Annotated in this window: 10 protein-coding genes and 1 pseudogene; 5 read left to right on the forward strand and 6 right to left on the reverse strand. The window is 70.2% G+C overall.

What is annotated here, in order from left to right:
- Nucleotides 1-32: 32 nt before the first annotated feature.
- Nucleotides 33-761, reverse strand: a complete 729-nt coding sequence (locus ACFQUZ_RS22280; protein WP_377445471.1) for an oxidoreductase — start codon at nucleotides 759-761, stop codon at nucleotides 33-35.
- A 163-nt stretch (nucleotides 762-924) separates the two neighbouring features.
- Between ACFQUZ_RS22280 and acs the strand changes: the two genes are divergently transcribed.
- The 4 genes from acs to ACFQUZ_RS22300 all read left to right on the forward strand — a co-directional run bounded on the left by acs (nucleotide 925) and on the right by ACFQUZ_RS22300 (nucleotide 9,784).
- On the forward strand, nucleotides 925-2,952 hold the full coding sequence (gene acs, locus ACFQUZ_RS22285) for an acetate--CoA ligase (RefSeq protein WP_377445474.1): 2,028 nt from the start codon (nucleotides 925-927) through the stop codon (nucleotides 2,950-2,952).
- 215 nt (nucleotides 2,953-3,167) lie between these two features.
- Complete coding sequence (locus tag ACFQUZ_RS22290) at nucleotides 3,168-5,951, forward strand: immune inhibitor A domain-containing protein (RefSeq protein ID WP_377445475.1); 2,784 nt, start codon at nucleotides 3,168-3,170, stop codon at nucleotides 5,949-5,951.
- A 302-nt stretch (nucleotides 5,952-6,253) separates the two neighbouring features.
- Nucleotides 6,254-8,698 (forward strand): immune inhibitor A domain-containing protein, encoded by a 2,445-nt coding sequence (locus ACFQUZ_RS22295; protein ID WP_377445628.1) that lies wholly within the window; start codon nucleotides 6,254-6,256, stop codon nucleotides 8,696-8,698.
- Between the two features lie 153 nt (nucleotides 8,699-8,851).
- Nucleotides 8,852-9,784 (forward strand): alpha/beta fold hydrolase, encoded by a 933-nt coding sequence (locus ACFQUZ_RS22300; protein WP_377445478.1) that lies wholly within the window; start codon nucleotides 8,852-8,854, stop codon nucleotides 9,782-9,784.
- Nucleotides 9,785-9,793: 9 nt separating this feature from the next.
- Here ACFQUZ_RS22300 and ACFQUZ_RS22305 read toward each other — a convergent pair whose 3' ends face one another.
- Nucleotides 9,794-10,159, reverse strand: a complete 366-nt coding sequence (locus ACFQUZ_RS22305; RefSeq protein ID WP_377445630.1) for a hypothetical protein — start codon at nucleotides 10,157-10,159, stop codon at nucleotides 9,794-9,796.
- Nucleotides 10,159-11,331 (reverse strand): annotated as a pseudogene (locus ACFQUZ_RS22310) (SseB family protein); the annotation flags it as partial. The pseudogene ACFQUZ_RS22310 and the gene ACFQUZ_RS22305, both read right to left, overlap by 1 nt.
- Nucleotides 11,332-13,151: 1,820 nt before the next feature.
- On the opposite strand from ACFQUZ_RS22310, the gene mycP reads away from it, so the two are divergent.
- Nucleotides 13,152-14,396 (forward strand): type VII secretion-associated serine protease mycosin, encoded by a 1,245-nt coding sequence (gene mycP, locus ACFQUZ_RS22315; protein ID WP_377445481.1) that lies wholly within the window; start codon nucleotides 13,152-13,154, stop codon nucleotides 14,394-14,396.
- A 29-nt stretch (nucleotides 14,397-14,425) separates the two neighbouring features.
- Here mycP and ACFQUZ_RS22320 read toward each other — a convergent pair whose 3' ends face one another.
- From ACFQUZ_RS22320 to eccB, 3 genes are all read right to left on the reverse strand, one after another.
- The gene (locus ACFQUZ_RS22320; RefSeq protein WP_377445483.1) at nucleotides 14,426-14,719 is read right to left on the reverse strand and encodes a WXG100 family type VII secretion target; all 294 of its coding nucleotides are present in this window, start codon (nucleotides 14,717-14,719) and stop codon (nucleotides 14,426-14,428) included.
- 25 nt (nucleotides 14,720-14,744) lie between these two features.
- Nucleotides 14,745-15,062: a WXG100 family type VII secretion target gene (locus ACFQUZ_RS22325; protein WP_377445485.1), complete on the reverse strand. Its 318-nt coding sequence runs from the start codon at nucleotides 15,060-15,062 to the stop codon at nucleotides 14,745-14,747.
- Nucleotides 15,063-15,232: 170 nt separating this feature from the next.
- A complete protein-coding gene (eccB, locus tag ACFQUZ_RS22330; RefSeq protein WP_377445487.1) occupies nucleotides 15,233-16,612 on the reverse strand; it encodes a type VII secretion protein EccB in 1,380 nt (459 codons plus the stop codon).
- Nucleotides 16,613-16,661 lie beyond the last annotated feature (49 nt).

Raw genomic sequence — 16,661 nt, forward strand, 5'->3', positions numbered from 1 at the left:
GCTTGACCGAACCCCTGATCAACGCGCGACCGTTACGCCGCGGCGGGGGCGATCTCGTCGGCGCCGAGTTCCACGGCCGTCAGGTAGTGCCGCAGCCAGGAACGCAGCCCGTCCGGCGTGCCGGTGGCGAAGGCGCCGGCCGAGCCGACGTACTCGGGCTCCCGAGCCTGGTGCCCCACGTCGACGGCGACCAGGCCGCGCGGGTCGAAACCGCTTGAGATCAACACAAGCCGGGCGGCGGCCCGGGCCACCACGCCGGACGGCCCGGCGAACGGCCGCAGGGCCAGCAGCTCCCCGTGTACGACGGCGGCGAGGATCACCGGCGGGACGCTGGTGCCGCCGGTGACCAGGCCGGCCAGGCCGTCCAGCCGTGCCCCCACCGCCGGGTCCGCGGTCGGCCGACCGAGATCATCTGGCGGTACGACGTCCCGGGCGGCGAGCACGTGCAGCCGGGCCAGCACCTGCCGGGGCGCCGTCGACCAGCGATCGGCCAGTCCGGGCAGCGCGCCGGCCACCCGCAGGGCCCCCTGCACCACGGGGTCGGTCACCGTACCCGCGCGCACGCTCTCCCGGTCGTACCCGGAGCCCTCCAGCGCGGCGGACGCGACTGCGCACCGCAGGCTGATCTCGGCCGCGACCTGGCCGCCCTGCCGACGCAGCGCGCGGTGTCGCAGCGCCTTGTCGACGTGTTCGCGGGCGCGGGCGACGGCCGATGCCACGTCGGCGAGGTCGAGCAGCGGGGCGAGTGGATCGCTGGTCACCCCGCCACGCTAGCTGAGCGCCACCCAGTGCCCGGCCAGCGCTCGGTGGGGTCCGTTCGGCGCGTGGGCCAGCTCACCGGGTCTCCAGCGGTCGCGGGAGCCCGAGCCGCACGGCTAGATTCAGCCGGGAGACGCACGTCACGGGACCGGGAGGCAGGCTGAGATGAGCGAGACGCTGGCCAATCTGATGAACGAGACGCGGGTGTTCCCTCCGCCGGACGGGCTCGCGGCCGACGCCAACGTGACCGCCGGGGCGTACGAGGAGGCCGCCGGGGACCGGTTGGCGTTCTGGGAACGGCAGGCTCGCCGGCTGGACTGGGTCCGTGACTGGGACCAGACGCTGGACTGGTCCCACCCGCCGTTCGCGAAGTGGTTCGTCGGCGGTCAGCTCAACGTCGCGTACAACTGCCTGGACCGGCACGTCGCCGCGGGCAACGGCGACCGGGTGGCGATCCACTGGGAGGGTGAGCCGGGCGACCAGCGGACCATCACGTACGCCGAGCTGCTCCGGATGACCTGCCAGGCGGCCAACGCGCTTACCGACCTGGGGGTGACCGCCGGCGACCGGGTGGCGATCTACCTGCCGATGGTGCCGGAGGCGGCGGTGGCGATGCTGGCGTGCGCCCGGGTCGGCGCCACCCACAGTGTGGTCTTCGGCGGCTTCTCCGCCGACGCGCTGTCCAGCCGGATCGCCGACGCCAGCGCCAAATTGGTGATCACCGCCGATGGTGGCTACCGCCGGGGCAAGCCGTCGGACCTCAAGTCGACAGTCGACGAGGCGGTGTCCCGCACGGACAGCGTCGAGCATGTTCTCGTGGTCCGCCGCACCGGCGGCGACGTTACCTGGACGGACCGGGATCACTGGTGGCACGAGACGGTGGAGGCCGCGGCCGACACCCACGAGGCCCAGCCGTTCGACGCCGAACATCCGCTGTTCATCCTCTACACCAGCGGTACGACGGCCAAGCCCAAGGGGATCCTGCACACCACCGGCGGCTACCTGACCCAGGTGTCGTACACCACCCACGCCGTCTTCGACCTCAAGCCGGAGACCGACGTCTACTGGTGCACGGCGGACATCGGCTGGGTGACCGGTCACTCCTACATCGTGTACGGTCCGCTCTCCAACGGCGCGACGCAGGTGATGTACGAGGGGACGCCGGACACGCCGCACAAGGGCCGGTTCTGGGACATCGTCGACCGGTACGGGGTGACCATCCTCTACACCGCCCCGACCCTCATCCGGACGATGATGAAATGGGGTGAGGACATCCCGGCCAAGGCTGACCTGTCGTCACTGCGCCTGCTCGGCAGCGTCGGCGAGCCGATCAACCCCGAGGCATGGATGTGGTACCGGCAGCACATCGGCAAGGGTGCCTGTCCGGTGGTGGACACCTGGTGGCAGACCGAGACCGGCGGCATGATGATCTCCCCGCTGCCCGGGGTGACGGCGGCCAAGCCGGGCAGCGCCATGTCACCGCTGCCCGGGATCAGCGCCGACGTGGTGGACGACCAGGGCCAACCGGTGCCGAACGGGGGCGGTGGCTATCTGGTGCTGCGCGAGCCGTGGCCCTCGATGCTGCGCACCATCTGGGGCGACGACAAGCGGTTCATCGAGACGTACTGGTCGCGGTTCGGCGCGGGCGCCGCAGGCGCGGGGGGCGCGGGTGACGGCTCGGGCGCCGGGAACGCGGGCGGCGACTGGGTCTACTTCGCCGGCGACGGGGCCAAGAAGGACAACGACGGGCACCTGTGGCTGCTCGGCCGGGTGGACGACGTGATGCTGGTGTCCGGTCACAACATCTCCACGACGGAGGTCGAGTCGGCGCTGGTGTCGCACCCGTCGGTGGCCGAGGCGGCGGTGGTCGGGGCCACCGACCCGACGACGGGTCAGGCGATCGTGGCGTTCACGATCCCGCGCGGCACCGTCGACACCGAGGGTGACGCCGGCGAGGCGCTCATCGCCGAGCTGCGTAACCACGTGGCCAGGACGCTGGGTCCGATCGCCAAGCCACGGCAGATCATGCTGGTGCCGGAGCTACCGAAGACCCGATCCGGCAAGATCATGCGACGGCTGCTGCGGGACGTGGCGGAGAACCGGTCGCTCGGCGACGTGACCACGCTCCAGGATTCCTCGGTGATGGAGCTGATCTCCTCTGGGATGAAGTCGGCAAAGTCCGACGAGGACTGATTTACCGTACTTAATGGTGGGTGGCGGTCCGCACACGGACCGCCACCCACCGTCGTTTCGGCGACTGAAAGCCGGCTGAACGGTGGAGACACCCGCCAACCTCTTGCCCGGCGGCAACTGTCGCGATTAGGTTCGCGCCCATCGGATTGGATCGCTGCGCACCAATACGCGTCCCCAACCCGGCAATCCCCCCATGCCCGACGAAGTGGAGTGGCATGAACGTCCCCATTCCTGGGTCGCGCCGACGGTTGCTCGTCGCGCTACCCGTCATCGCGCTCGCCGCCACGGCACTGACCGTGCCGGGCAGCGCCGCCGCGAACACCGGTCCGGCTCCCGCAACCATCGGGGCGGACGAGTTCTACATCAACTACGCCGAACCCGCGGTGGAACCTGACACCCACGGTAAGGAGATCAAGGGCAAGGGTGGCGTCTACGCCCCGGAGATGGTCGAGGAGGCAAAGGCGTTCGACCGCAAGTTCGCCGCCGGAAACCCGGTCGCGGCCAGGGAACTGGCCAAGACGGAGGCCAAGTCGATCCGGACCGGACAGAGCCCACGGAAGTTCAAGAAGGCGCCCACCACCCAGACGGCCAAGCTGCTGACCCTGCTGGTGGAGTTCAACGAGAACGCCAACGACGACTTCACCGACGTGATGGTGCCGAGCACCGTGTTCGAGGACCGCACGTGCGTCAACGGCACCGTGCAGAACGGGCCGCTGCACAACAACATCCCGAACCCGGCGACCCTGCCGCACGAGGACAACAACTCGATGTGGGTGTCGGACTTCTCGCCCGAGCACTTCGACAAGATGCTCTACTCGAAGAAGGGCATCACCGAGCGGGTGCGGACGGACCTGACGGGTCCGGACGGCAAGCCGGGCATCAGCCTGGCCGGTCGCACCATGCACAACATGTACCTGGAGATGTCGAAGGGCGCGTACACGGTCGACGGGCAGGCCAGCCCGTGGATCAAGGTGCCGCACTCGGAGGGCTGGTACGCCGCCTCCCGCTGCTTCCAGGACGAGAACGGCAACTGGGTCGCCGGACGCCAGCAGTCGATGAACGGCCACCCGGACAACCCGGCCGGAGCGAGCCGGCTGGCCACCGACGCCATCGACACGCTGGCCGCGATGGACCCGGACTTCCCGTGGTCCGACTACGACATCGAGGACCAGGGCGACCGGGACGGCGACGGCAACTTCTTCGAGCCGGACGGTGTGATCGACCACCTGGTGCTGGTGCACGCCGGTGAGGACAAGTCCGGTGGCGGCGGCAAGGAGGGCGTCTACGCGGTCTGGGCGCACTCCTCGTCGGTCGCCGGCGGCTACACCATCCCGGGCACCAGCCTGAAGGTGTCCAACTACATCGTGCAGCCGGAGGACTCCGGCGTCGGCGTGTTCGCCCACGAGTACGGCCACGACCTTGGCCTGCCGGACCTCTACGACACCTCCGGCAACGCCGACTCGGACGTGGACTTCTGGGACCTGATGGCCTCGGGATCGCACTCCGGTGAGATCTTCCAGGCACTGCCCACCCACATGGGCCTGTGGGACAAGTGGGTGCTCGGCTGGGCCGACCCGATGACCGTCGCGCCGGGCTCCGGGCCCCGCGCCGCCCTGCTCGGGCAGACGTCCCGGACGCCGGTGGGCACCAAGGACGGGATCAAGGTCGACCTGCCGGACAAGGTGATCACCCTCGCCGACCCGCACAGCGGCGAGAACATGTGGTACAGCGGCGCCGACCAGAACTGGGCCGACGTCAAGCTGAGCCGCGAGGTCAGTGTCCCGGCGGCGGCCGACGCGAAGTTCTGGATGTGGAACAACTACACCATCGAGGAGGACTGGGACTACGGGTTCGTCGAGGTCTCGACCGACGGCGGGGCGACCTGGTCCGAGCAGAAGGTGTACGACGCCGAGGGCAACCTGGTGTCCACCGACGACGGCTATGCCGACCCGAACGGCCGGATGGTCGACTTCGGCAACAAGAAGTATGGCCTGACCGGGGACACCGGCGGGTGGCGGCACGACTACGTCGACCTGTCGGCGTACGCGGGCAGCACGGTGCAGGTCCGCCTGCGGTACGCCTCCGACGAGGCGTTCCTGGAGCGGGGCTGGTTCGCCGACGACTTCTCGGTGACCGGCGGCGGCGAGACCACGTGGAGTGACGACGTGGAGAGCGGCAACGCCGGCTGGACCCAGACCGGTGGCACCTTCACCGACACCACCGGCGCCGGCTGGCACATCGACGGCGGCACCCAGGTCAGGGCGCACTACTACCTGGCCGAGTGGCGCAACTTCGACGGCTTCGACAACGGCCTGCGGTACACGTACGACACCACGTACTCGCGGGACGCGTGGAAGGTGGAGAAGGTCGCGTACAACGCGCCGGGCATGCTTGTCTGGTACCGGGACACCGCGATGGGCGACGTCAACCACACCACGGCGAACCTGACGGCGCTACCGAGCTACGGGGCGAAGGGCGGCCTGCTCATCGTCGACTCACACTTCGACCCGCTGCGCCGGCAGGGCACGGCGGCCGAGAAGGACCCGTCGGTGCTGGACAACCTGCCCAGCCGTCCGCAGTCCAGCAACGCCGCGTTCGGGACGCACAAGACGTACCCGTTCAAGGAGTGCCTGGAGGCGGCGGGCGAGCCGTACAGCGAGTACTGCACGAGCTTCGGAGCCCAGCAGCCGGTACGGGGCTTCACCGACGCCAAGGGCTGGTACCCCGGCATCGAGGTGCGCGGCGAGTCGCTGTACGCGCGGGACAACGACGCCTCCGTCGTGGTTCCCTCGAAGAACAACGCCCCGTACACCACCCGGGTGGTGAACCAGGACGGAACGCCGGCCACCGAGCTGTACGGCACCGACCTCGGGTTCACGGTCCTGGGCACCGGCAACCCCGGTGACGCTGGCGTGCGGTACGGCGTGTCGATAAGCATCCTGTTCGCGGCACGCGACAACGCGTACGCGGCGGTGCTGGTCACCCCGGCACGGCGCTGACCGCGCCGGACGGGTACCCGTCCGGCGCGGCGGCACGCACCATCGAGGCCCGTCGGGAGCAGCTCGCTCCCGGCGGGCCTCGCCTCGAAAAACCCCCGGTCACGGCGCTGGCCGGTGTTACACGGATGGGTGACGTCATCAAGACCTTGAAATAAATCGACGCAGCCTACTTCCCCCGGTGCCCATCGGTGTCTAGGTTCACAGGAGTCTCATCCGTCACACGGATGGGTCACCTCGCGATGCCAGCCTCCCCGCTGACGTCGAACCCCCAACACCGGAGGTACCACGTGCGCAAAGTCGCAGTGGGGCTACTCGGGCTGTCGCTGACCGCGACGGGTGTGGCCCTCGGCCCATCCGCGTCGGCGGCACCCGCGGCCGATTCACCGACCACCGCCCCGGCGGTCGCCGAACCACGGCAGTTCCACGACGAGCTGCCCAACCCGCTCGAGGAGAAGCGGCGCACCCTGCGTGAGCAGGGCCTCAGCGATGTTCTGTCCGGACGCGCCAAGGCCGAGAAGCGCAACGGCAGCACCGTCGTCAAGGTCGGCAAGACCGACGGCGGCCCGGCCGGCGCCCGGAGCATGGCCGCGGGCCAGCGCAAGAAGAAGGACCAGTACGTCGAGCTGGGCCGGGAGAAGACCGACCGGATCTTCGTGATCCTGGCCGAGTTCGGCGACGAGCGGGACCCACGTTTCCCGGACAAGGACACCGACCCGACCACGCCGGGACCGACCGTGTTCGACGGGCCGCTGCACAACAAGATCCCGGAGCCCGACCGGACCAAGGACAACTCGACCGTCTGGCAGGCCGACTACAACCGGGAACACTACGAGAAGCTGTACTTCGGCACCGGTGCCGGTGACGAGTCGCTCAAGCAGTACTACGAGGCCCAGTCCTCGGGCCGCTACAGCGTCGACGGCGTGGTCACCGACTGGGTGAAGGTCAGGTACAACGAGGCCCGGTACGGCCGCTCGGGCGACGACCCGAAGGACGCCAACGGCGACGACCCCAACGTCTGCTCCGGGAACGTCTGCGCCACCACCTGGGACCTGGTACGCGACGCGGCCAACCAGTGGGTCGCCGACCAGAAGGCACAGGGCCGCACCGACGCCCAGATCGCCGAGGACGTCAAGCAGTTCGACGAGTGGGACCGGTACGACTTCGACGGGGACGGCGACTTCAACGAGGCCGACGGCTACATCGACCACTTCCAGATCGTCCACTCCGGCGGCGACGAGGCCGACGGTGACCCGTACCAGGGCGAGGACGCCATCTGGAGCCACCGCTGGTACGCGTACGGCACCAGCGCCGGCAGGACCGGCCCGGACTTCAACAAGTACGGCGGTACGCAGATCGGTAACACTGGTCTGTGGATCGGTGACTACACCATCCAGCCGGAGAACGGCGGACGGAGCGTCTTCTACCACGAGTACGGCCACGACCTGGGCCTGCCGGACGACTACAACACCGGCGCCAGCGGCGACAACAGCGTCGAGCACTGGAGCTTGATGGCGCAGAGCCGGGTCGGTGCCAAGAACGAGCCGTACATCGGCGACCGGGGTGCCGACCTCGGTGCCTGGAACAAGCTCCAGCTCGGCTGGCTCGACTACGAGGTGGTCGTAGCCGGACAGCGGCGCACCATCAAGCTCGGCCCGGAGGAGTACAACTCCGCCAAGCCACAGGCCGCGGTCGTGGTGCTGCCCAAGCGGACGTACACCTTCACGCCCGGCAAACCGTTCGCCGGGGAGAAGCAGTACTTCTCCGGCAACGACGACGACCTGAACAACACGATGACCCGGACCCTCGACTTCACCGGCAAGTCGTCGGCGTCCATGTCGATGAAGGCGAACTTCTCAATCGAGGCGGACTACGACTTCCTCTACTTCGAGGGCTCGCTCGACGGCGGCAAGACCTGGACGCAGTTGCCGGCAACGCTGAACGGGGAGCCGATCAAGGACAGCGAGGGACGTGACGCTCTCACCGGCAGCAGCGGTGGCGAGTGGGTCGACATCACCATCCCGATGGACTTCGCGGCCGGCAAGGTCGCACAGTTCCGGTTCCGCTACGTCACCGACGGCGCGGTGTCGGAGGGCGGCTTCCGGGCCGACGACATCACCGTCACCGCGGACGGCGAGACCATCCTCAGCGATGGCGCGGAGGCGGACGGCGCCGGGTGGGAACTCGACGGCTGGCTGGTCGTCGGTGAGTCCTACACGCAGGACTTCGACAACTACTACATCGCCGGCAACCGGTCGTACGTCTCGTACGACAAGTACCTGGAGCACGGCCCGTACTACTTCGGTTACCTGAACACCAAGCCGGACTGGGTCGACCACTACGCGTACCAGGAGGGTCTGCTCCTGACCTACTGGAACACGCGGTGGAAGGACAACAACACCATGCCGTACCACCCGGACTACAACCCGGGCGGGCACCCCGGCGAGGGTCGCAACCTGACCATCGACGCGCACCCACGGCCGATCTACAACCTGACCGGTAACCCGTGGCGGGCCCGGGTGCAGGTGTACGACGCCCCCTTCGGACTCAAGAAGGCGGACTCGTTCACCCTGCACATCAACGGCCAGCCGCAGTACATCCGGGGCCAGGCGGCCGCGCCGCTGTTCGACGACAGCAAGCAGTACTGGTACGAGGAGCTGCCGAACCACGGCGTCAAGGTCCCGAACAACGGGGTCAAGATCCGCGTTGTGGAGCAGAACGGCACCTCGATGAAGATCCGCATTTCCTGATCGACCGCACCAGCGACCCGGCGCCCGGGACCGATCTCGGTCCCGGGCGCCCCCTCTTCCCACCCCCACCCCCTCAGGGTGACTACCCGTACCCTCCCCCCATTTGCCCGGCGAGGCGATGGTGGGCGGGCGCCCGGGTCCTAGGCTGTCGATATGAAGGAGCAGCGACGCTCGGCCGTCGACGAGTCCAGCGTGCTGACCGAGGGGCCGTGGACACACCGGTTCGTCGGCGGCAACGGCAGCCGGTTCCACGTCGTGGAGGCCGGCACCGGCCCGATGGTGCTCTTCCTGCACGGTTTTCCCGAGTTCTGGTGGGCCTGGCACGAGATCCTGCCGGCTGTCGCGGACGCCGGATACCGGGCGGTCGCGGCGGATCTGCGTGGTTACGGCGCGAGTGACAAGCCGCCCCGCGGCTACGACGGCTACACGCTCGCCGCCGACGTGGCCGGATTGATCCGCGGCCTGGGCGAGCGCTCGGCCATCGTGGTCGGCTCCGGCGTGGGTGGCATGGTGGCCTGGGCCGCCGCGTCGTTCCACCCCAGCCTGGTACGCCGGCTCGTCATCCTCGGCGCACCGCATCCGCTCCGGCTACGCACCGCCATCTTCGCCGACCCCCGGGGACAGTTCGCCGCCGCCACGCCCGCCCTGAGGTTCCAGCTCCCCCGGTACGAGCACGTGCTGACGCGGCACGACGCCGAACTGGTGGGCGAGGTGCTGGCCCGCTGGGGCGGCCCGCACTGGGTGGGCAGCGACTCGTTCGCCCGCTACGCCGAACGCTACCGGGAGGCGATGCGGATCCCACAGGCCGCGTTCTGCGCCCTGGAGGGCTACCGGTGGGCGTTCCGGTCCGCGCTGCGCCTGCACGGATACCGGTTCGTGAAGGCCATGCAGCAGCCGATCGTCACGCCCACCCTGCAACTGCACGGCGCACTGGATCGGGCATCCCTCCCCCGCACCGCTCAGGGCTCCGGCCGGTACGTCGTCGCCTCGTACGAGTGGCGGCTCCTCGACCGGGTCGGCCACTACCCCCACCTGGAGGCACCCGATCTGGTTCTCGGCGAGGTGCTGCGCTGGGCGAAGTCCTGAGCCTGAGGCTCAGAGTCGCTGCTCCCGAAGATCGGTCACGTCACCGGCCGGCGCCCAGCCCTGGTAGACCCCGTAGTCGAAGGTTTCCAGACCCAGCGCCTCGGCGACCGGCCAGTGTCCGCCGGTGTACTCCAACCGGAGCCAGCCATCCTGCTCGCCGAGGACGATGAACGGCTGCCCACGCCAGGTGCACGCGGTCCGCACATACTCCACCCCGGAGACCTCGGTCATGGGAACGACCCGGACATACCGTCCGGGCCGCACCTCGGTGAAGCCGTCCGCCGGATCGACCCGGTAGAGCCGTACCTCTGTCCCGTGCGGGCTGGCGTCGTACTCGTCGCCCCGCCAGCGGGCGACAAAGCCGTCGCGGATCATCACGATGGCACCACCGGCGTCCAGCCGGGCAGGTCGGCGTCAAGCGTGGCCACCAACCGCTCGCTACCGTCCCGTCCGAGCCGCAGGAGTTGGGCTCCGTGCGGCAACCGGGCACTGTCCACTTTGAACTCCGCGATGACGTCGGCGCTGTCCCCCGGTGCGAACCCGTTTCCGCGGAACGGTGGTCGCTCGATCATCCAGCCCTGCATCGCCCGCATCGCCGCGGCGTTCTGACCGCCGTACGGGATCCGGTAGAGCTTCGGCTGGTAGGCCGGCCACCGCAAAGCGTAGACGAGTTCGGCGTGCGGCGAGAACGGCGAGTCCGGGTGGGCCAGTCCGAGCGCGGTGTACAACGCCTCAGGCGTACGCAGGTGCGAGACCTCGCTGACCCGGTGTACGAAGCCGGCGACCCGGTCATACCCGCGCTCCAGATAAAACCGGAGTTGACCCGGCGAGATCACCTTCTGCATGAGGACCGGAGCGTTCGGATCCTCCGGTGCCGGTGGACGTGCCGCCGATCCCGCGGAAGCCGGCACAGCCGGCTCCGTCGGCACAGCCGGCTCCGTCGGCACAGCCGGCTCCGTCAGAGCTGCCGGTTGCGGCACGGCGGCTACGGCCGGCGTGGCCTGCGTCGTTGCCGCGGCATCCGGGGTGCCGATGGCCGTCGGGGTGCCTGTGGTTGTCGGAGTGCCGAGGGCCGTCGGGGAGCCTGTGGTTGTCGGAGTCGTCGCGGCGATCGGCGCCGCGGCCGGAGTTTCTCCGAACATGGGCGTCGCCGCCGGTGTCACCTTCGCGGCATGCGGGTCGGCGGCCTCCGACGGCTCCGTCCCGTCATCGTCACCGAGCCCCACCTCGGCCGCCCAGTTGGCCAAGGCCACGATCTGCTCGCCGGGCAGCTTCGCACCCACCGGGCTACCCGGGTTGACCGCGAAGGACCAGTGGGGATCCGGCCAGTGCCGGATGAGGTGGACAAGCTTGACGTCAACGGTGTGCGCAGGCACGGCCGGATGCTCGGCACGGCGCTCCGGAGACGTGAAGACCACGACGTACGTCACGCCGTCGATCGTCTCTGGTTGCCACGAGAACGCCTCGTCGCCCGGACGGGCTTCCGGATCCATGTCCGGCGCGACGGGCACCAAGACCCGCGCCAGCAGCAGATTGGAGAGGAAGCCGTCGGTGCTTCCCGCTGCCGCGGCATCGTAAAGGTTCTGTTCGATGTCGTTGGCCGGAACGAATGCCTGGGCGACGGAGTCTGTTGCCGGGGCGCCGCGGGCCGACTGGGCCGTGGCGGTCCCAATGCCCGAGCCGCTGCCCAGCACCGGCTCCTCCACCGCACGATCCACCGGATCCACCTGAGTCATCGGCCCGACCTCGGCCGCTGGCTCGACCGGTCGGCCCGCCTCGACCGCCGACTCCGGTCCGACCTCGGCCACTGGCTCGACCAGCGCCTCCGGGACGATCATCGGGGACGGGACGACGTGCGAAGTCGGCTCGGCCTCCGGCGCGACGGAGGCCGCAGCCGGCTCCCGCACACGATATGGCGGCGGTGGCTCGGCGGTGGTGGGCTGGCGCTCGGCAACGTACACCGGCGGCGGCTCGACGACGGGATACCGGGCGGGCAACACCTGATCGCCATCCGGCGCCGGCAGACTCCCGGACTGCATGGACGACGGGACAGCTGGGCTGGCCGGCGACTCGGTTGGCTCGGCCGGTGCCGGATATGACCCTGACGTGACCGGCGAGGTGACGAACGCGTCCGCTTCGACAGGATCACCGTTGACCACATCACCGTTGAGGGAACCACTGTCCTCGGAGACTGCGACAGTGGTGCGCTCGTCCACGACCGCGCCCTCGATGATGAGCGGCCGCTGATCGACCGTCACCGGTCGCGGCACGGTGAACGTCGGCGCCGGGGTCAACTCCGTGGGCTCCAACGGCGGAGTGGGCGGCACCTCCGGACGCTGCTGCGGCGCCGACGGAGTGCTGGGCCGCTGGGGGGACGCGTGAGACTCGCCGAGAACGGGATATCGCGGGTCCTCGTCCGCGCGGGAGGCAGACGGATCGGGCGAGCCTGGGCGCGGAGCTGGGTCCGCCTGTGGAACTGGCCGCGCTGACGAACGTGGCGACGTCGCCCACTCTGTCGAGGAACGGGCGATGGCGGCATCGACCGGTTCTCCGTACTCGATGGGCGGCTCGCCGCCCGCTGTGGAAACCGGCGCCGGGGCCTGACGAACCGGCGGAGTCTGATGGACCGGCGGAGTCTGACGAACCGGCGGAGTCTGACGAACCGGCGCAGCCGGACGGACCGGCGGGACCGGCGGGACCCGTGGGGCTTGGACAGGCGGGGCCTGATGGACCGGCGGGGCCTGCGCCGGCGGAGGGGGACCCGGCGGGTGACCACCACCGTCCCTGACCCGGTCCAGGCGGGCGCGCGCACCCATCGTCCGGCCCGGTATCCGGACGTCACCACGGACCAACTGCGCGACGAACCATGCCGGCAGGTACCCCTCGATGGGGAGACCAGGATTGACGGCGAGCCACCACTGCGGGTTGGGCCAGCGTGCGGCCAACTCACGGTAGCTGGTCCGCCAGGTCGGCCCGGCGTTCTCGCGCAGGCAGGCGCGAACGGCGTCGAGGGAGGTGAACGCCAGGACGTGGGTACGACCTCCGCTGGTCCAGGTGCCCCAGCCGGTGGGACGGCCGGATGGCGTCTGGGTGGGGACCGGGAGCAACAGGTCGAGCCGGGACAAGATCTGGAAGTACAGTTCCTGATCATTGGCGTTGAGCGCGTCTCGCAGCGCCGCCTCGGCCTCGGTGGCCGGTTTCCAGTTGGTCACGGCCCACCGTCCCTTCGGAAGAGGCCAACGGGCATTCGGGTACAACCTACAAGGTACTTTCATGATTACGATTGCCGCCCGGCCCTGTTAATGGGCCACATCCCCTAGCCCTGCTGGGTAACATTCCGTGCCGATGTCGACACGATGGGGGGTTGATGATCCTGCTCCGATCCCTCGCCGCCGTCCTCGCAGCGGGATTGCTCGGCCAGCTCACCGTACCCGCCGGCATCGTCCTCTCCGGTGATGACCCGAGCCGGTCGGGCATTGGCGCCCCCGAGTCCGGGTGCGGCGCCCAGCCAGCGGCTCAGCCGGCTCCGGCCGGGACTCCCTGGACGCAACGGCGCTATCCACCGGAACAACTCGCCGCGCTGGCAACCGGTGCCGGCGTCACGGTCGCGGTGATCGACTCCGGCGTCCAGGCGAGTCACCCCCAGCTCGCCGGCCGGGTGGACGTCGGAGCGGACTTCCTGGATCACGGACGTGACGGCTGGCAGGACTGCGTCGGACACGGTACGGCGGTGGCCAGCATCATCGCCGCAGCGCCCCGACCCGACACACCGGTCCGAGGGCTCGCCCCGGACGCCCGGATCCTTCCGATTCGGGTGAGTGAGCAGCAGGTGATCGACGGTCGGGAAACCGGCCGACCGGCGGACCCACAGCAACTCGCCCACGCGATCCGCTGGTCGGTGGAGCAGGGCGCTACCGTGATCAACCTTTCCGTGGTGCTTTACCGCGACGTGCCGAGCATACGAACGGCGGTCGCCTTCGCGGTGGCTCGGGATGTCGTGGTGGTCGCCGCCGCCGGCAACCGGCGGGACAGCGGTGATCCCCGGCCGTACCCGGCGGCTTATCCGGGCGTTCTCGGTGTCGGCGCCATCGGCCGAGATGGTAAGCGATCCGAGTTCTCCCAGACCGGGCCGCATGTGGACCTGATGGCACCGGGTGCTGGCGTACCGGTAGCCAGCCTCGCGGGTGCCACCCAGGAGCGCGACGGCACGAGTTACGCGGCGCCGTTCGTGGCCGCGACGGCCGCCTTGATCCGGCAGTACCGGCCGAGGTCAACAGCCGCCGAGGTCGCCGTTCAGATCCTGGACAACGTCGACCCGGCACCCGACGCGGGCGCCGGCCACGGCCGGGGCGTACTGAACCCGTTCCGGGCGGTCACCGGAACCACCGGGACGGGGCCGGCGGGACCGGTCGCGGCGCTACCGGCCCGGCCCGTTGATCCGTCGCTTGCCGTCCAGGAGTCCCGCCGGAACGAATCCGGCCATGCCGCCATGATGATCGGCGCTCTCGCGGCGGGGCTCGCTGTGCTTGTCCTGACGACCGCGGCGGTGCTTCCCCACGGTGTGCGGCGCCGGTGGTCACCGGGCAGCCCCGACCTCGGCCGTCCGCGCTGAACGGCCCGCGAGCAGCCGGCGAGGCAGTCCTATCCGAACAGGCCGGTGTTGCGCTTCTCGGTGTTCACGTAGTCGGCCGCCGAATCGTCGACCGCGAGTTTGATCTCGGCAAGCATCTGGCGCAGGTCCTGCGCGGCGGTGCGCCACCGGGCCTGGCGCTGCTCGTACGCCTCCCGGGCCGCCCCCTCCCAGGTCGCGACCAACGGCGCCGCGTCGCGCTCAAGCTGCCCGAGTTGGGACTCCAGGGCGTGCAACGCCCGCTGGATGTCCACACTCGCCTGTTGTAGGGCCGGGAAACTGACAACCAGTAGCCCGTCGTTCATCGTGGATAGCTCCTTCGCCCGATGGTCACAGAGGCAACTGGACGCCGCGATGAGCGGCTGTGATCCGGCCGGCCGCCGCGCTGTCGGTGGCGTCGTACTGCTGGCCCGCGGCCCGGATCGAGGCCGCGGTTTCCCGCAGTGCCCGTTGCAGCGCCGCCTGGTCCGCCGCCCATTGCTGCTTGACCTGCTCGAAGGTGCGTCCACCGGCGCCCCGCCAGGCCTGACGCAACGCCTCCAGTTCGGCCATCAGGCCGGTCAACGTCGCCTGCAATGCCTCATCGACCTGCTCGAACCTCGCCGCGGTCTGCCGCAGCACCGCGGCCTCCGCCTGCGTCCGGGACATCCGGCGGCACCCCCGCTCCGTCTCGCGGCAGCCCCACCGGTGCCACCGGTCGACCGCCGTCCATGATCACTGTTTGTGATCGATTGGTTTCTCATCGCTGACGCTAGCCGGCCGAGTCCACCGGCGGTAGCCCCCACGATGACCCTGTGGACAACGGCCGGCGTCCGTCTCTACCGGACGACAGGGGCGCGGGCAGCGGCGGGGTCGAGGGCCTGCCCCGCGGGCAGCAGCGTCACCACCGACGACGGCAGGCGGATCGGCCGCACCCGCTGATAACCCAGCACGGCGAGCACCTCACCGCCGGGCACCACGTACCGGCGACCAAGATCCGTGACGAGGCAGACAGCGCCGCCGGGCGCCCCCGGAGCCGGCATCGCCTCCACCACCGCGCCGCCACCCGGCGCGACCATGACGCGGTCGGCGAACGGTCCGCCACCGGTGGCCGGCGCGGCCCGCGGTCCGCCCGCGGTTAGCGCCGCCGGCTCGGCAAGCCGGAGTTGCGGCAGGTCGGCGCTATCGGTGAACCGGCCGCAGACCGCCGCCGCGGCGGCTTCGACGAGTCGTGGAGCGCGGGCCGGCAACGCCCCCGGACCAGTCGGCACCAGATCGGGCACCTTGGGCAGGGTCGCGTAACGGCCCTGCGGCAAGACGGTCGGCGCGGCCTGCCGGCGCGCGGTCAGCAGGAGGTCCGCCTGCATCTCCGTGATGCCGGCCAGGCCACCCACCCGGGCCACCGCGTACTGCCGGTCGCCGCCCTGGGTGGCCACCACGAACACCTCTCCCACCGGCACGTCCGGCATACCGGACGGCCGGCCGGCGTCGGGCACCCGCACGGGTGCCAGGTCGGCTCCGGCGGGCAGCGCGTTGAGCAGTGCCGGGGCCACCGGCACCAACCGCCGGCTGGTCCAGGCGAGGGCGGACAGCACCAGATCCGGTTGGCGCACCAGGTGCCGCCGGCCGTGCCAGAGCAGATGCGGGCTCCCATCCGGATGCCGGACCAGTAGCCCGCCGTCGAGCGGGCGGGCGCCCGCCGGTTCGGCGCCGACCAGCAGGACCGATTCCGGCCGACCCGCCGAGCCCTCCGTCACCGTGGAACAGACCGTCCACCCATCGGCCGCCAGCCGAGCCGCGCGGGGCAACGAGTCCGGCGCGTCGCCGATGCCCAGCGGCGTTCCCCGCGGCACCCCTTCGATCGACCGGCGCGACACCAGGACCGTCCGTGGCTGCGCGGTCCCGACGATCAACAACGCCGACGCGTAGTTGAGCACCGGATGCAGGCGACCGTCCCGGAAGACGTACCGGGCGCCGGACTCCCGCTCGACGATGACCACCGAGCCGTCCCGGTAGCGACCGGTGTCGGTGCCGGCCAGTGCGCCGTACAGGGCCATGCCACCGAGTGCGATCCCGGCCACCAGGACGCTGGCAAGAGCCGCACCGGCGGCTCGCCGGAACGGGGACCGCGCCGGATCGGTCTCCCGTAGCACCAGCGCGGCAACCACCCGCTGCACCAGATACTGGTACGAGTGCAGTTGATCCCGCCGCGACGGCATCCGGCCCCCTTTCACCGACGTCGGCCAATACGATAAGCCACTACCGGAT

Source organism: Plantactinospora sp. GCM10030261 (assembly GCF_042666615.1).
GTDB lineage: Bacteria > Actinomycetota > Actinomycetes > Mycobacteriales > Micromonosporaceae > KBS50.

Bases quoted from the DNA above. Each gene is read 5' to 3' on its own strand.
- ACFQUZ_RS22300 (WP_377445478.1), top strand. From the start codon at position 8,852: ATGAAGGAGCAGCGACGCTCGGCCGTCGACGAGTCCAGCGTGCTGACC.
- ACFQUZ_RS22305 (WP_377445630.1), bottom strand. From the start codon at position 10,159: ATGATCCGCGACGGCTTTGTCGCCCGCTGGCGGGGCGACGAGTACGAC.
- acs (WP_377445474.1), top strand. From the start codon at position 925: ATGAGCGAGACGCTGGCCAATCTGATGAACGAGACGCGGGTGTTCCCT.
- ACFQUZ_RS22290 (WP_377445475.1), top strand. From the start codon at position 3,168: ATGAACGTCCCCATTCCTGGGTCGCGCCGACGGTTGCTCGTCGCGCTA.
- mycP (WP_377445481.1), top strand. From the start codon at position 13,152: ATGATCCTGCTCCGATCCCTCGCCGCCGTCCTCGCAGCGGGATTGCTC.
- ACFQUZ_RS22320 (WP_377445483.1), bottom strand. From the start codon at position 14,719: ATGAACGACGGGCTACTGGTTGTCAGTTTCCCGGCCCTACAACAGGCG.
- eccB (WP_377445487.1), bottom strand. From the start codon at position 16,612: ATGCCGTCGCGGCGGGATCAACTGCACTCGTACCAGTATCTGGTGCAG.
- ACFQUZ_RS22325 (WP_377445485.1), bottom strand. From the start codon at position 15,062: ATGTCCCGGACGCAGGCGGAGGCCGCGGTGCTGCGGCAGACCGCGGCG.